17 protein-coding genes are annotated in these 13,855 nt (G+C 62.8%); 7 read left to right on the top strand and 10 right to left on the bottom strand.

The window, feature by feature from the left end; all coding sequences use genetic code 11:
• Positions 1-213: 213 nt before the first annotated feature.
• The 10 genes from hisC to ACODS5_RS21690 all read right to left on the bottom strand — a co-directional run bounded on the left by hisC (position 214) and on the right by ACODS5_RS21690 (position 8,141).
• Complete coding sequence (gene hisC, locus ACODS5_RS21735; protein ID WP_134693915.1) at positions 214-1,263, bottom strand: histidinol-phosphate transaminase; 1,050 nt, start codon at positions 1,261-1,263, stop codon at positions 214-216.
• A gap of 2 nt (positions 1,264-1,265) precedes the next feature.
• On the bottom strand, positions 1,266-2,588 hold the full coding sequence (gene hisD / locus ACODS5_RS21730) for a histidinol dehydrogenase (RefSeq protein ID WP_489109628.1): 1,323 nt from the start codon (positions 2,586-2,588) through the stop codon (positions 1,266-1,268).
• Positions 2,589-2,714: 126 nt separating this feature from the next.
• Complete coding sequence (gene hisG, locus ACODS5_RS21725; RefSeq protein ID WP_011532429.1) at positions 2,715-3,350, bottom strand: ATP phosphoribosyltransferase; 636 nt, start codon at positions 3,348-3,350, stop codon at positions 2,715-2,717.
• Between the two features lie 90 nt (positions 3,351-3,440).
• Complete coding sequence (gene murA / locus ACODS5_RS21720; RefSeq protein ID WP_489109627.1) at positions 3,441-4,706, bottom strand: UDP-N-acetylglucosamine 1-carboxyvinyltransferase; 1,266 nt, start codon at positions 4,704-4,706, stop codon at positions 3,441-3,443.
• 23 nt (positions 4,707-4,729) lie between these two features.
• The gene (locus ACODS5_RS21715) at positions 4,730-4,969 is read right to left on the bottom strand and encodes a BolA family protein (RefSeq protein WP_134693912.1); all 240 of its coding nucleotides are present in this window, start codon (positions 4,967-4,969) and stop codon (positions 4,730-4,732) included.
• A 118-nt stretch (positions 4,970-5,087) separates the two neighbouring features.
• Complete coding sequence (locus ACODS5_RS21710) at positions 5,088-5,390, bottom strand: STAS domain-containing protein (protein ID WP_134693911.1); 303 nt, start codon at positions 5,388-5,390, stop codon at positions 5,088-5,090.
• On the bottom strand, positions 5,387-6,040 hold the full coding sequence (locus ACODS5_RS21705) for an MlaC/ttg2D family ABC transporter substrate-binding protein (protein ID WP_489109626.1): 654 nt from the start codon (positions 6,038-6,040) through the stop codon (positions 5,387-5,389). Before ACODS5_RS21705 ends, ACODS5_RS21710 begins: the two co-directional genes overlap by 4 nt.
• Positions 6,041-6,049: 9 nt before the next feature.
• Positions 6,050-6,535 carry an outer membrane lipid asymmetry maintenance protein MlaD gene (mlaD, locus tag ACODS5_RS21700; RefSeq protein ID WP_134693909.1) on the bottom strand — a complete coding sequence of 162 codons (486 nt, stop codon included), beginning with the start codon at positions 6,533-6,535 and terminating at the stop codon, positions 6,050-6,052.
• Complete coding sequence (mlaE, locus tag ACODS5_RS21695) at positions 6,535-7,332, bottom strand: lipid asymmetry maintenance ABC transporter permease subunit MlaE (RefSeq protein WP_134693908.1); 798 nt, start codon at positions 7,330-7,332, stop codon at positions 6,535-6,537. Before mlaE ends, mlaD begins: the two co-directional genes overlap by 1 nt.
• Entirely contained in the window at positions 7,332-8,141 is an 810-nt protein-coding gene (locus ACODS5_RS21690; protein ID WP_134693907.1) for an ATP-binding cassette domain-containing protein, read from the bottom strand. The genes mlaE and ACODS5_RS21690 overlap by 1 nt, the downstream gene beginning before the upstream one ends.
• A gap of 244 nt (positions 8,142-8,385) precedes the next feature.
• Here ACODS5_RS21690 and ACODS5_RS21685 point away from each other — a divergent pair, with 244 nt between their 5' ends.
• The 7 genes from ACODS5_RS21685 to hpf all read left to right on the top strand — a co-directional run bounded on the left by ACODS5_RS21685 (position 8,386) and on the right by hpf (position 13,853).
• Complete coding sequence (locus ACODS5_RS21685) at positions 8,386-9,360, top strand: KpsF/GutQ family sugar-phosphate isomerase (protein ID WP_134693906.1); 975 nt, start codon at positions 8,386-8,388, stop codon at positions 9,358-9,360.
• Positions 9,361-9,885 carry a KdsC family phosphatase gene (locus ACODS5_RS21680; RefSeq protein ID WP_134693905.1) on the top strand — a complete coding sequence of 175 codons (525 nt, stop codon included), beginning with the start codon at positions 9,361-9,363 and terminating at the stop codon, positions 9,883-9,885.
• Positions 9,886-9,893: 8 nt separating this feature from the next.
• Positions 9,894-10,466 carry an LPS export ABC transporter periplasmic protein LptC gene (gene lptC / locus ACODS5_RS21675; protein WP_134693904.1) on the top strand — a complete coding sequence of 191 codons (573 nt, stop codon included), beginning with the start codon at positions 9,894-9,896 and terminating at the stop codon, positions 10,464-10,466.
• The gene (lptA, locus tag ACODS5_RS21670; RefSeq protein ID WP_134693903.1) at positions 10,453-10,977 is read left to right on the top strand and encodes a lipopolysaccharide transport periplasmic protein LptA; all 525 of its coding nucleotides are present in this window, start codon (positions 10,453-10,455) and stop codon (positions 10,975-10,977) included. The genes lptC and lptA overlap by 14 nt, the downstream gene beginning before the upstream one ends.
• Complete coding sequence (lptB, locus tag ACODS5_RS21665; protein WP_134693902.1) at positions 10,978-11,703, top strand: LPS export ABC transporter ATP-binding protein; 726 nt, start codon at positions 10,978-10,980, stop codon at positions 11,701-11,703.
• 270 nt (positions 11,704-11,973) lie between these two features.
• Positions 11,974-13,467 (top strand): RNA polymerase factor sigma-54, encoded by a 1,494-nt coding sequence (locus tag ACODS5_RS21660; RefSeq protein WP_489109625.1) that lies wholly within the window; start codon positions 11,974-11,976, stop codon positions 13,465-13,467.
• A 77-nt stretch (positions 13,468-13,544) separates the two neighbouring features.
• Positions 13,545-13,853, top strand: a complete 309-nt coding sequence (hpf, locus tag ACODS5_RS21655) for a ribosome hibernation-promoting factor, HPF/YfiA family (protein ID WP_011532415.1) — start codon at positions 13,545-13,547, stop codon at positions 13,851-13,853.
• Positions 13,854-13,855: the final 2 nt, after the last annotated feature.

The following is a 13,855-nucleotide window of genomic DNA, read 5'->3' as shown; positions in this document are numbered from 1 at the left end:
GGTGCCGGGGTGACCATCTCATTAAGGAACTCGCCGTAAAGGCGAAAAGGTGACTATGCGTCGACATCACAAATGAATGCGCCTAAAACTACCAAAACCCACAACAACAACAACAACAACAACAACAACAACAACAACAACAACAACAACAACAAGGGGCGAATCAGAAGTTATACAGCCACTCCCAACCCGCCCCCATCAAAAACCCCAGAATTAATTCAAAGCATCAAGCAAAGCCCGATTCATCTCCGGCGTCCCAATGGTAATCCGCAAAAACTGCGCAATCCGCTCCTGCTTGAAGTGCCGCACAATCACCCCCTGCTCCCGCAACCGCGCCGCAATCCCCGCAGCATCCTGCTCGGGATGCCGAGCAAAGATGAAGTTCGCCGCCGAAGGCAACACCTCGAACCCCCGCGCCAGCAACTCGGCCACCAGCACCTCCCGACTATCGATGACCTTGCGGCAAGTCTCATCAAAATAAGCCCGGTCCTCGAACGCCACCGCCGCCCCGACAATCGCCATGCGATCCAACGGGTAGGAGTTGAAGCTATTCTTGATCCGCTCCAACGCCTCGATCAGGTCAGGGTGCCCCACCGCCAAGCCAACCCGCAGCCCCGCCAGCGAACGTGACTTGGACAAGGTCTGGGTCACCAGCAGGTTATCGTAGCGATCGACCAGGCTGATAGCCGTCTCACCACCAAAATCGATGTAGGCCTCATCGACCACCACCACCGAATCCCGGTTGGCCTGCAACAACTGCTCGACCGCCTCTAGCGGCAGCAGGCAACCGGTCGGCGCATTGGGGTTGGGGAAAATGATCCCAGCATTGGGCTTGTTGTAGTCCGCAACACGGATCTGGAACTGCTCATCCAGCGCCACTTGCTCGAACCCGATACCGTACAGGCCACAATACACCGGGTAGAAGCTGTAGCTCACGTCCGGGAACAACAGCGGCCCACGGTCATGCTGGAACAGACCGTGGAAGATATGCGCCAGCACCTCATCCGAGCCGTTACCAACGAATACCTGCGCCGGCGTCACGCCGTAATACTCGGCCACGGCCTGCTTGAGCCGATCACCGTTCGGGTCCGGGTATAGGCGCAGGTTGTCGTTCAGTTCACCACGCATGGCCTCCAAGGCCTTGGGCGAGGGGCCGTAGGGGTTCTCATTGGTGTTTAGCTTTACCAGCCGCGCCAGCTTGGGCTGCTCGCCCGGCACGTAAGGCACCAGGTCCTTGACGAAGGGACTCCAGAAACGACTCATGCTCAGTTCCCCTTCTCGTTGAGGATGCGGTATTCGGCGCTGCGCGCGTGGGCGGTCAGCGATTCGCCACGGGCCAGTACCGAGGCAGTGTGACCCAGTTCGGAGGCGCCCTGCTCGGAGCAGAAGATGATCGACGAACGCTTCTGGAAGTCATAGACCCCCAGCGGCGACGAGAACCGCGCAGTACCGGATGTCGGCAGCACATGGTTGGGGCCGGCGCAGTAGTCACCCAGCGCCTCACTGGTGTGGCGGCCCATGAAGATCGCGCCGGCGTGGCGGATCTGCGGCAACCAGGCCTGCGGGTCGGCCACCGACAGCTCCAGGTGCTCGGGGGCGATGCGGTTGGCCACCTCGATGGCCTGCTGCATGTCACGCACCTGGATCAGCGCACCACGGCCATTGATCGACTTCTCGATGATCTCGGCACGCTCCATGGTCGGCAGCAACTTGTCGATGCTGGCGGCGACACGGTCGAGGAACGCGGCGTCCGGGCTAACCAGGATCGCCTGGGCATCCTCGTCGTGCTCGGCCTGGGAGAACAGGTCCATGGCAATCCAGTCCGGATCGGTCTGACCATCGCACACCACCAGGATTTCCGATGGGCCGGCGATCATGTCGATGCCGACCTGGCCGAACACATGGCGCTTGGCGGTAGCCACGTAGATATTGCCCGGGCCGACGATCTTGTCCACCTGCGGCACGCTCTCGGTGCCGTAGGCCAAGGCGGCGACTGCCTGGGCCCCGCCCACGGTGAAGACCCGGTCGACACCGGCGATGCAGGCGGCCGCCAGCACCAGCTCGTTGACCTCGCCACGCGGGGTTGGCACCACCATCACCACCTCGCCGACACCGGCGACCTTGGCCGGGATGGCGTTCATCAGCACCGACGACGGGTACGACGCCTTGCCGCCCGGCACGTACAACCCGGCGCGGTCCAGTGGGGTGACCTTCTGCCCGAGCACGGTACCGTCGGCCTCGGTGTACTGCCAGGAGTCCTGCTTCTGCCGCTCGTGGTAGATGCGCACGCGGTTGGCGGCTTTCTCCAGGGCTTCGCGCTGGGTCGGGGTGATGCGGGTCAGGGCCAGTTCCAGGCGATCGCGATTGAGGATCAGGTCGTCGATCGACTGGGCATCAACGCCATCGAAACGCTGGGTGAACTCCACCAGCGCAGCGTCGCCGCGCTCGCGCACGGCCTTGATGATGTCAAGCACGCGCTGGTTGACCGCGTCATCGGACACACTTTCCCAGCTCAGCAGATGATCCAGATGTCGGGCGAAATCCTGGTCAGCGGCGTTGAGACGGGCAATTGCAGTGGACACGGTCATGGCGAGGGCCTCGTTATTAGCGGATGTTCAGGCGCCCTAAAGCTACCACTCCATCCGCGCGGGCACCTGAGAAAGAAGGCTATGACGCGGATAGACGGGCGCGACAGCAAAGGTCGCGCGCAGAGGTCAGCCGCGGTGTCGCGATTCGACAGCGTTGCGCAGGGTGTCGATCAGACTCTGGATACGGGCGTGCTGCATCTTCATGGAGGCCTTGTTGACCACCAGGCGCGAGCTGATCGTGGCGATCAGTTCCTGTGGCTCCAGGCCATTGGCGCGCAGTGTGTTGCCGGTGTCGACCACGTCGATGATCTTGTCGGCGAGGTTGATCAACGGCGCCAGCTCCATGGAACCGTACAGCTTGATGATGTCGACCTGGCGGCCCTGTTCGGCATAGTAGCGCTTGGCTACGTTGACGAACTTGGTGGCCACGCGCAGGCGGCCCTTGGGCTCAGGGGCGCCGGTGACGCCGGCGGTCATCAGCTTGCATTGGGCGATCTGCAGGTCCAGGGGCTCGTACAGGCCCTGGCCGCCGTATTCCATCAGCACGTCCTTGCCGGCCACCCCGAGGTCGGCGGCGCCATGCTCGACATAGGTCGGCACGTCGGTGGCACGCACGATGAGCAGGCGTACGTCATCCTGCGTGGTGGGGATGATCAGCTTGCGGCTCTTGTCCGGATTCTCGGTCGGCACGATACCGGCTTCGGCCAGCAGTGGCAGGGTATCGTCGAGAATACGGCCTTTGGATAGCGCGATGGTCAACATTGGAACGTCGGTCCTTAAGCAGCTATAGCCGGCCGGGCACAGGGCCCGACCGCAAAAGATTCAGGGCGCGTCCCTGCGCCGTACAGACGACTAGCCCGGTACGCGACGGATCTTCGCGCCCAGCATCTGCAGTTTTTCCTCGATGCACTCGTAACCACGGTCGATGTGGTAGATGCGGTCGATCAAGGTGTCGCCTTCGGCGACCAGCGCCGACAGCACCAGGCTGGCGGACGCACGCAGGTCGGTGGCCATCACCGGGGCGCCCTTGAGCTTGTTGACGCCGGTGACGATGGCGGTGTTCCCTTCGACCTGGATCTGCGCGCCCATGCGGTGCATTTCGTAGACGTGCATGAAGCGGTTTTCGAAGATGGTCTCGATCACCGCACCAGTGCCTTCACCGATGGCGTTGAGCGAGATGAACTGCGCCTGCATGTCGGTGGGGAACGCCGGGTATGGCGCGGTGCGCAGGTTGACAGCCTTAGGCCGCTTGCCGTGCATGTCCAGCTCGATCCAGTCCTCGCCGGTGGTGATATCGGCGCCAGCTTCCTTGAGCTTCTCAAGGACGGCTTCGAGGATGGTCGGATCGGTGTCCTTGACCTTGACGCGACCACCGGTCACGGCAGCGGCAACCAGGTAGGTGCCGGTCTCGATACGGTCGGGCATGACGCGATAGCTGGCCGAGTGCAGGCGCTCGACGCCATCGATGGTGATGGTGTCGGTGCCAGCGCCCTGGATCTTGCCACCCATGGCGTTGATGAAGTTGGCCAGGTCGACCACTTCTGGTTCGCGGGCAGCGTTCTGCAGCACGCTGCGGCCCTTGGCCAGGGCCGCGGCCATCATGATGTTCTCGGTACCGGTGACGCTCACGGTATCGAAGAAGAAGTGCGCGCCGCGCAGACCGCCTTCAGGCGCCTTGGCCTTGATGTAGCCACCTTCGACTTCGATCTTCGCACCCATGGCTTCCAGGCCGCGGATGTGCAGGTCGACCGGACGCGAGCCAATGGCGCAACCACCGGGCAGGGCCACTTCGGCCTCGCCGAAACGGGCGACCATCGGGCCAAGCACCAGGATCGAGGCGCGCATGGTCTTGACCAGCTCGTATGGGGCGACCAGGGTCTTGATGGTGCGCGGGTCGATCTCCACCGCGAGCTTCTCGTCGATCACAGGTTCGATGCCCATGCGACCGAACAGCTCGATCATGGTGGTGATGTCGTGCAGGTGCGGCAGGTTGCCGACGGTGACCGGGCCATCAGCCAGCAGGGTAGCCGAGAGAATCGGCAGGGCTGCGTTCTTCGCGCCGGAAATGCGGATCTCGCCGTCGAGGCGTGCACCGCCAGTGATAATCAGTTTGTCCATTCGTGTCTCGCCGCCAAGTTGGCTCAGGTGCGCTCAGCCCAGGCTGCGCTGCTGAAGAATTTCATGGTTACCGCGTGGATGCTGCCGTTGGCGATCCATGGATTGAGGTGAGCATAGATTGCCTGCTGACGTTTGACCGGGCTCTGGCCCGCCAGCTCGTCGCTGATCACGTTCAACTGGAAGTTGCAGCCTTCGCCCTCAACTTCGACCCGGGTTCCCGGCATTTTTTCTTCCAGAAAGCTCTTAACTTCTACGGCCTGCATGCTCAACCTCGATCGGCGCCCAACGCGCGCGGGTCGGCCATCATACAAAAAAGCCCCTCGCCTGCGAAGCCCATGCGCGGGCTCGCTGACCGAGGGGCTTTCACCTGGCCCCAGGCCATCAGCCTGCCAGTACTTCGTCGAGGTCGTAGACCTCGGCGATTTCCCGCATGTCGCTAGGCATGCCGCGCAGTTCCCAGGCCTTGCCGGCGGCCTGGGCGTCACGCATGAACGCCAGCAACAGCGACAGGCCGACACTGCTGGACTTGACCACCGCCGTGCAGTCGAGCACCAGGCGCGCCTCGCGGCTGGCGGCGATCAGTGCCTTGCCCTGCTTGCGCAAGGCCGGGCCGCTACGGTAGTCCAGCACACCGGCCAGGGCCAGAACCCCCGGCTCGGACATGCTCACGGCGGCGTCGCTCATTTGACTTCCTTATCCGGCGAGCTGTCGGCGGCTTGCTTGGCCTTGGCCACTTCGCCGGCCCAGCCGTCGATAGTCTTGTCCAGGTTGTTGCCGTTGCGCTGCATGGCGTCCTGGAACTGGTCGCGGAACAGCTTGCCGATGTTGATGCCGTTGACGATGACGTTGCGCACTTTCCACTCGCCGTCCAGCTTGACCATGGTGTACTGCACCGGGTAGACCGCGCCGTTGGTGCCGGTGATCTTCATGCCGACGCTGGTGCGATCGTCAGCCTCGGCCTTGGCCGGGTCGACGGTGATGCCCTGATTGTTGTACTCCAGCAAGGCGTTGCCATAGAACTGCATCAGGCTGCGCTTGAAGTTCTCCTGGAAGCGCTGCATCTGCTCGGGCGAGGCCTTGCGCGAATACTTGACCGTCATGATGCTCTTGGAGATGCCGTCGGCATCGACCACCGGGCCAAGGTTGGCGTTGAGCGCGTTGTAGAACGCATTGGGGTCGGCCTTGTACTGCTCCTTGTTGCTCTTCAGGTCGCTGAGCAACTGGCTGGTGGTGCCCTGGATCACATCACGGGCGGATTGCCCCGGCGCCGCCAGGGCCAGCAGGGGGAAGGCCGCCAGCAGGACCAGCAGGCCACGTCGCAGGATCGAAATCATGGAAACTCCTTAGTTAGCCGGTTGAGCTTCTTTCGGTTCCTTGCCCACCGAGTTGAGCAGGAACTTGCCGATCAGATCTTCCAGCACCAGCGCCGACTGGGTGTCGTGGATGGTGCTGCCATCCTTGAGCAACGCGTCTTCGCCGCCCACGCTGATGCCGATGTACTTCTCGCCCAGCAGGCCGGCAGTCAGGATCGAGGCAGTGGAGTCGGTCGGCAGGTTGTCGACGTTCTTGTCCAACTGCAGCGTTACCCGACCGGTGTACGAGTCGCGGTCCAGATCGATGGCCGTGACCTTGCCGATGGTCACACCGGCCATGGTCACTTTAGCTCTGACCGTCAAACCGGCGATATTGTCGAAGTAGGCGTAAACTTTGTACGTGTCGTTGCTCGGGCTGGCCGACAGCCCGCTGACACGCAGGGCCAGCAGCAGCAGCGCCAGGATCCCGGCCAGGAGGAACAGGCCGACACCGATTTCCAGGGTGCGGTTTTGCATCAGAAATCTCCAAACATCAAGGCGGTCAGAATAAAGTCCAGACCCAGGACTGCCAACGAGGCATAGACCACGGTCTTGGTAGTGGCACGGCTGATCCCTTCTGAGGTGGGCTCGCAGTCATACCCCTGGAACACGGCGATCCAGGTCACGACGAAGGCGAACACCAGGCTCTTGATCAAGCCGTTGATCACGTCGTCGGCAAAAGAAACGCTGTTCTGCATGTTGGCCCAGAACGAGCCTTCGTAGACGCCCAGCCAGTCCACGGCGACCCACGAGCCGCCCCAGATGCCGACCACACTGAAGATCAGCGCCAGCAGCGGCAGCGAAATGAAGCCGGCCCACAGGCGCGGGGCAACGATGTACTTGAGCGGGTCGACGCCGATCATCTCGAGGCTGGACAACTGCTCGGTGGACTTCATGTTGCCGATTTCGGCGGTCAACGCCGAGCCTGCGCGCCCGGCGAACAGCAAGGCGGTGACCACTGGCCCGAGCTCGCGCAGCAGGGTCAGGGCGACCATCTGCCCCACCGCCTGCTCCGAACCGTATTTGGTGAGGATGCTGTAGCCCTGCAACGCCAGCACCATGCCGATGAACACACCGGACACGACGATGATCGCCAGCGACAGCACGCCGACCGAATACAGCTGCTTGACCAGCAATTGGAAGCTGCCGCCGATGCCGCCACGGCCGATCAGCGCATGCCCGAGGAACAGGCACGAGCGCCCCAGCACGGCCAGCACGTCGATGGCCGAGCGGCCGAACAGGCGAATACGTTCGAGTATGGATTTTCTGCGCATCAACGCGCTCCCAGCAGATCGGCGCGGTAGTCAGGCGCAGGGAAATGGAAAGGTACCGGACCGTCCGGGTCGCCTTTCATGAACTGGCGGATACGCGGGTTGTCCGAGCCCATCAACTCGGCCGGCGTGCCCTGCCCCAGCACCTGGCCGTCGCCCACCACATAGATGTAGTCGGCGATGCTGGCGGTTTCCGCCAGGTCGTGGGAGACCACTATGCTGGTGATGCCCAGGGCGTCGTTGAGCAGCCGGATCAGGCGCACCAGCACGCCCATGGCGATCGGGTCCTGGCCGACGAACGGTTCGTCGTACATGAGGATCTGCGGGTCCAGGGCGATCGCCCGGGCCAGCGCCACGCGACGTTTCATGCCGCCGGACAGTTCGTCGGGCATCAGGTCGATGGCGCCGCGCAGGCCCACGGCCTGCAGCTTCATCAGCACGATGTCGCGGATCATTTCATCCGACAGCTGCGTATGCACCCGCAGCGGGAAAGCGACGTTCTCGAAGACATCGAGGTCGGTGAACAGCGCGCCGCTCTGGAACAGCACGCCCATTTGCTTGCGCGCATCGAACAGATCGCCCCGCGACAGCGCGGGCAAGTTCTGGCCATTGACCCAGACTTCGCCGCTGGCCGGACGCAGCTGCGCGCCCATCAGGCGCAGCAGGGTGGTCTTGCCGCACCCAGAAGGCCCCATGATGCCGGTGACCTTGCCACGGGGAATACGAATGTCCACGTTGCTGAAAATGCTGCGCGAACCGCGCTTGAAGGTGACGCCCTTCAACTCGACCGCACAGGCGCTATCCACACTCATCTAGACTCCTTGCTAGTGCAGCCTCGCCTAGTTGACGCCGGCCTTCATCATGAAGGCACACGCGCCCGTGGCAGGCCGAATAGCGGCGAACTATAGCACCGCTGATAGGCCCGCCCCAAGGCCATCGCCTGACTCGTTCAGGGCGCAGACAGGGTTGCGCGACAGGCATATGACATTCGATGGATGAGCGTTTCACACATTGCGGCTATAATCGCCGCCTTTTCATCAGGCATTGCGTTTCGACATGACCCAATCCAGCGAGCTGATCCAATCCGCCCAGCGCACCCTGCGCCTCGAACTCGAGGCCGTGCAGGCCCTGCTGGCCCGCATCGACGGCGACTTCGTCAAGGCTTGCGAACTGATCCTGGCCAGCAAGGGCCGGGTCGTGGTGGTTGGCATGGGCAAGTCGGGGCACATCGGCAACAAGATCGCCGCCACCCTGGCCAGCACCGGCACCCCGGCATTCTTCGTGCACCCGGCCGAGGCCAGTCATGGCGACATGGGCATGATCACCCGCGACGATGTCATTCTTGCCCTGTCCAATTCCGGCAGCACCGCCGAGATCGTCACCCTGCTGCCGCTGATCAAGCGCCTGGGCATCCAGCTGATCAGCCTGACCGGCAACCCCGATTCGCCCCTGGCCCAGGCCGCGGAGGTCAACCTCGACGCCAGCGTCGCCCAGGAAGCCTGCCCGCTCAACCTGGCGCCCACCTCCTCGACCACCGCGGCACTGGCACTGGGCGACGCCCTGGCCATCGCCCTGCTCGAGGCCCGCGGCTTCACCGCCGAGGACTTCGCCTTCTCGCACCCGGGCGGGGCCCTGGGTCGTCGCCTGTTGCTGAAAGTCGAAAACGTCATGCACGCCGGCGACGAACTGCCGGTGGTCAAGACCGGCACCCTGCTCAAGGACGCGCTCCTTGAAATGTCTCGCAAAGGTTTAGGCATGACCGTGGTCCTGGGCAACGACGGCAAGCTGGCCGGGGTCTTCACCGACGGCGACCTGCGCCGCAGCCTGGACCGCAACATCGACGTGCACAAGACCCTGATCGACGAGGTCATGACCGTGCACGGCAAGACCGCCCGCGCCGAGATGCTCGCCGCCGAGGCACTGAAAATCATGGAAGACCACAAGATCAGCGCACTGGTGGTGGTCGATCAGGCCGACCGCCCGACCGGCGCCCTGAACATGCACGACCTGTTGCGCGCCGGAGTGATGTAAATGAACCAGGATCTGATGCAACGTGCAAAGGCCATCAAGCTGGCGGTGTTCGACGTCGACGGCGTGCTCACCGACGGGCGCCTGTACTTCCTCGAGGACGGCAGCGAGTTCAAGACCTTCAATACCCTCGACGGCCATGGCATCAAGATGCTCATGGCCGCGGGCGTGACCACGGCCATCATCAGCGGGCGCAAGACCCCGGTGGTCGAGCGCCGGGCGAAGAACCTCGGCATTCCCCACCTGTTCCAGGGCCGCGAGGACAAACTGGTGGTACTCGACGGCCTGCTCGCCGAACTCAAACTAAGCTATGAGCAGGTCGCCTACCTGGGCGACGACCTGCCCGACCTGCCGGTTATCCGCCGGGTGGGCCTGGGCATGGCCGTGCACAACGCCGCACCGTTCGTGCGCCAACACGCCCACGGTGTCACCCAGGCCCGCGGCGGCGAAGGCGCCGCGCGCGAGTTCTGCGAACTGATCATGCAGGCCCAGGGCACCCTGGACGCTGCCAACGCCAACTACTTGTAAGGCCACCCATGTTCAGCAAGAAAGTTCGCAATTTTGCGCTGCTTGGCGTGATCGCCGCCGTACTGGCGGCGGTCGGCTACTGGAACATCAGCCCCGAGAGCTTCCTCGAGCAGCCCGCGGCCCAGGTCGACGAAAGCGCCATCGACTACTACGCCATCAACGCCCACAGCGTGCAGTTCCTGCCCGACGGCAAGCTGCAGTACGAAATGACCGCCGCCAAGGTCGAGCACCTCAAGGCCAGCGAAGTCACCCTGGTGACCACGCCCGACCTGCACATGTACCGTGGCACCGAGTATCCCTGGCACGTGCAGAGCAAGCGCGCCGAGGTCAACCCGGACGGCAGCGAGGTGGAACTGATCGACGACGTGCGCGTGGCGCGCACCGACGAGAAGCGACGCGAAACCATCATCACCAGCACACGCATGACTGTGTTCCCGCAGAAGCAATATGCGCAGACCGAGCAAGCCGTTAGAATCGACGGCGCCGGTGGCACGACTACGGGCAAAGGAATGAAAGCGTATTTGAAAGAAGGCAGGATGGACCTGCTCTCTAACGTAAGAGGACAGTATGAGGCTCGTTAAAACCATCCCCCTTCTGCTCAGCCTGGGCGTAGCACTGGGAAGCGCGAGCGCCTTCGCCCTGCCGAACGACCGTGACCAGCCGATCCGCATCCAGGCGGACAACGCCCACCTGGACGACAAGCAAGGCGTGGCCACCTACACCGGCGACGTGATCATCACCCAAGGTTCGATGATGATCAAAGGCAACACCGTGACCATGACCCGCGCCGCCAACGGCGACATCGACGTGGTCACCTCGGTGGGCAACCTGGCCTACTTCGAGCAGCAGCAGAGCGCCGCCAAGGCGGACAAGATGAAAGGCTGGGCAGTGACCATCCAGTACCAGGCGCAAAAGGACACGGTAATCCTGACCGACCGCGCCAAGGTCGAGAACGAAGGCAACACCACCGAAGGCGAGAAGATCGTCTACAACACCAAGTCCCAGGTGGCGACCGCCGGCCGTGGCGGCAACGTGACTGCACCGCGTCAGCGTATCGACATGGTCATTCAACCGAAGAAAAAGGCCGAGTAAATGGCAACCCTCAAAGCCCAGCACCTGGCCAAGAGCTACAAGGGCCGGCAAGTCGTGCGCGACGTCAGCCTGTCCATCGATAGCGGCCAGATCGTCGGCCTGCTCGGCCCCAACGGCGCCGGCAAGACCACCTGCTTCTACATGATCGTCGGCCTGGTCCAGGCCGACCAGGGTCGCGTGCTGATCGACAGCCACGACGTCAGCCACCAGCCCATGCACGGCCGCGCCCAGGCCGGCATCGGCTACCTGCCGCAGGAAGCCTCGATCTTCCGCAAGCTGTCGGTGGCCGACAACATCATGGCGATCCTCGAGACGCGCAAGGACCTCGACCGCGATGGCCGGCGCAAGGAGCTGGAAAGCCTGTTGCAGGAGTTCCACATCAGCCACATCCGCGACAACCTGGGCATGAGCCTGTCCGGTGGTGAACGCCGCCGTGTCGAGATCGCCCGTGCCCTGGCCACCGCGCCCAAGTTCATCCTGCTGGACGAACCCTTCGCCGGTGTCGACCCGATCTCGGTCGGCGACATCAAGCAGATCATCCACCACCTCAAGAACAAGGGCATCGGTGTACTGATCACCGACCACAACGTTCGCGAGACCCTGGATATCTGCGAAACCGCCTACATCGTCAACGATGGCCAGCTGATCGCCGAAGGCGACGCCGAGACCATCCTGGCCAACCAGCTGGTCAAGGAAGTGTACCTGGGGCACGAGTTCCGACTCTGACCCGTTCTGCCCGCGGCACTGGCGCACAGGCCTGATCGATACTTAAGTTGTTACAGTGCTCCAGTGCCCGGTCTCGAAAACAGGCTGTTCGCTTTTCGCGGCGTGCTGGGCACGCTGCCAGCGTCGCCAAAAGAGAACGTATTTCCGAGACCGGGCACTAGGCAAACGCTGCAATTTCAGGCATATAACTTGCTTAAAATCGGCGCCCAAGCGCCCTACGTGTAGTGGATGGCGCATGCGCGCCGGCGAACAAGGTATTAAGCCCCTGCCATGAAACCATCGCTCGTCCTAAAAATGGGCCAGCAACTGACGATGACCCCGCAGTTGCAACAGGCCATCCGTCTGCTCCAGCTCTCTACCCTGGACCTCCAGCAGGAAATCCAGGAAGCGCTGGAGTCCAACCCGATGCTCGAACGTCAGGAAGACGGCGACGATTTCGACAACAGCGACCCGATGGCGGACAACGCCGAAAGCAAGCCGGCCGCCGAAACCCAGGACAACAGCTTCCAGGAGCCGACCACCAGCGCCGAACCCCTCGAAGACGGCGAGTGGGCCGAGCGCATTCCCAACGAACTGCCGGTCGACACCGCCTGGGAAGACATCTACCAGACCAGCGCCAGCAGCCTGCCCAGCAACGATGACGACGAGTGGGACTTCACCACCCGTACCTCGGTGGGCGAGAGCCTGCAGAGCCACCTGCTCTGGCAGCTCAACCTGGCGCCGATGTCCGACACCGACCGCCTGATTGCAGTGACCCTGATCGACAGCATCAACGAACAGGGCTACCTGGAGGACAGCCTCGAGGAAATCTGCGCAGGCTTCGACCCCGAGCTCGACATCGAGCTGGACGAGGTCGAGGCGGTGCTGCATCGCATCCAGCAATTCGAACCCGCCGGCATCGGCGCCCGCTCGCTGGGTGAATGCCTGTTGCTGCAACTGCGCCAACTGCCGGCCTCGACGCCATGGATGAGCGAGGCGCAGCGCCTGGTCAGCGACTTCATCGACCTGCTCGGCAGCCGCGACTACAGCCAGCTGATGCGGCGCATGAAGCTCAAGGAAGATGAGCTGCGCCAGGTCATCGAGCTGGTACAGACCCTGAACCCGCGCCCAGGCTCGCAGATCGAGTCCAGCGAACCGGAGTACGTGGTGCCGGACGTGATCGTGCGCAAGGACAGCGAGCGCTGGCTGGTAGAGCTCAACCAGGAAGCGGTGCCGCGCCTGCGGGTCAACCCGCAATACGCCGGATTCGTCCGCCGCGCCGACACCAGCGCCGATAACACCTTCATGCGCAACCAGTTGCAGGAAGCGCGCTGGTTCATCAAGAGCCTGCAAAGCCGAAACGAGACACTGATGAAGGTGGCGACGCAGATCGTCGAGCACCAGCGCGGTTTCCTCGACCACGGCGACGAGGCCATGAAGCCGCTGGTGCTGCACGATATCGCCGAGGCGGTGGGCATGCACGAGTCGACCATCTCGCGGGTGACCACGCAGAAATACATGCACACGCCACGTGGCATCTACGAACTGAAATACTTTTTCTCGAGCCACGTCAGCACCGCCGAAGGCGGAGAATGCTCGTCCACGGCGATCCGCGCGATCATCAAGAAACTGGTGGCGGCGGAAAATCAGAAAAAGCCATTGAGTGACAGCAAGATCGCTGGTTTACTGGAGGCACAAGGCATCCAGGTAGCCCGTCGCACCGTCGCCAAGTACCGCGAATCGCTGGGGATCGCCCCATCGAGCGAGCGCAAGCGACTGATGTAGCCCGGGATGTGCCACAGCGTTTCAGTGGCAGGTGCAAGACCTGCCTCTTTATGCACGGGCAACAAAGGAGAAGCTGTATGCAAGTCAACATCAGTGGACAGCATGTAGAAGTCACCCAACCACTGCGCGATTACGTGCTCGAGAAGCTCGCCCGCGTGGAGGGCCATTTCGACAAGATCACCAATGCAACGGTGATCATGAAAGTCGAAAAGCTGCAGCAGAAGGTTGAAGCCACACTCCAGATTCCCGGTGGCGAAGTGGTCGCCAACGCCGAACACCAAGACATGTATGCCGCGATCGATGCCCTGGCTGACAAGCTCGACCGCCAACTGAAAAAACACAAGGAAAAACAGCAAAGCCTGCTGCAAGGTGCAGCCGCCCGCTGATC

This window comes from Pseudomonas sp. FG47, from assembly GCF_057809115.1.
The sequence above is the reverse complement of the archived record's forward strand: the minus strand, read 5'-3'. Positions and strand labels throughout refer to the sequence as shown.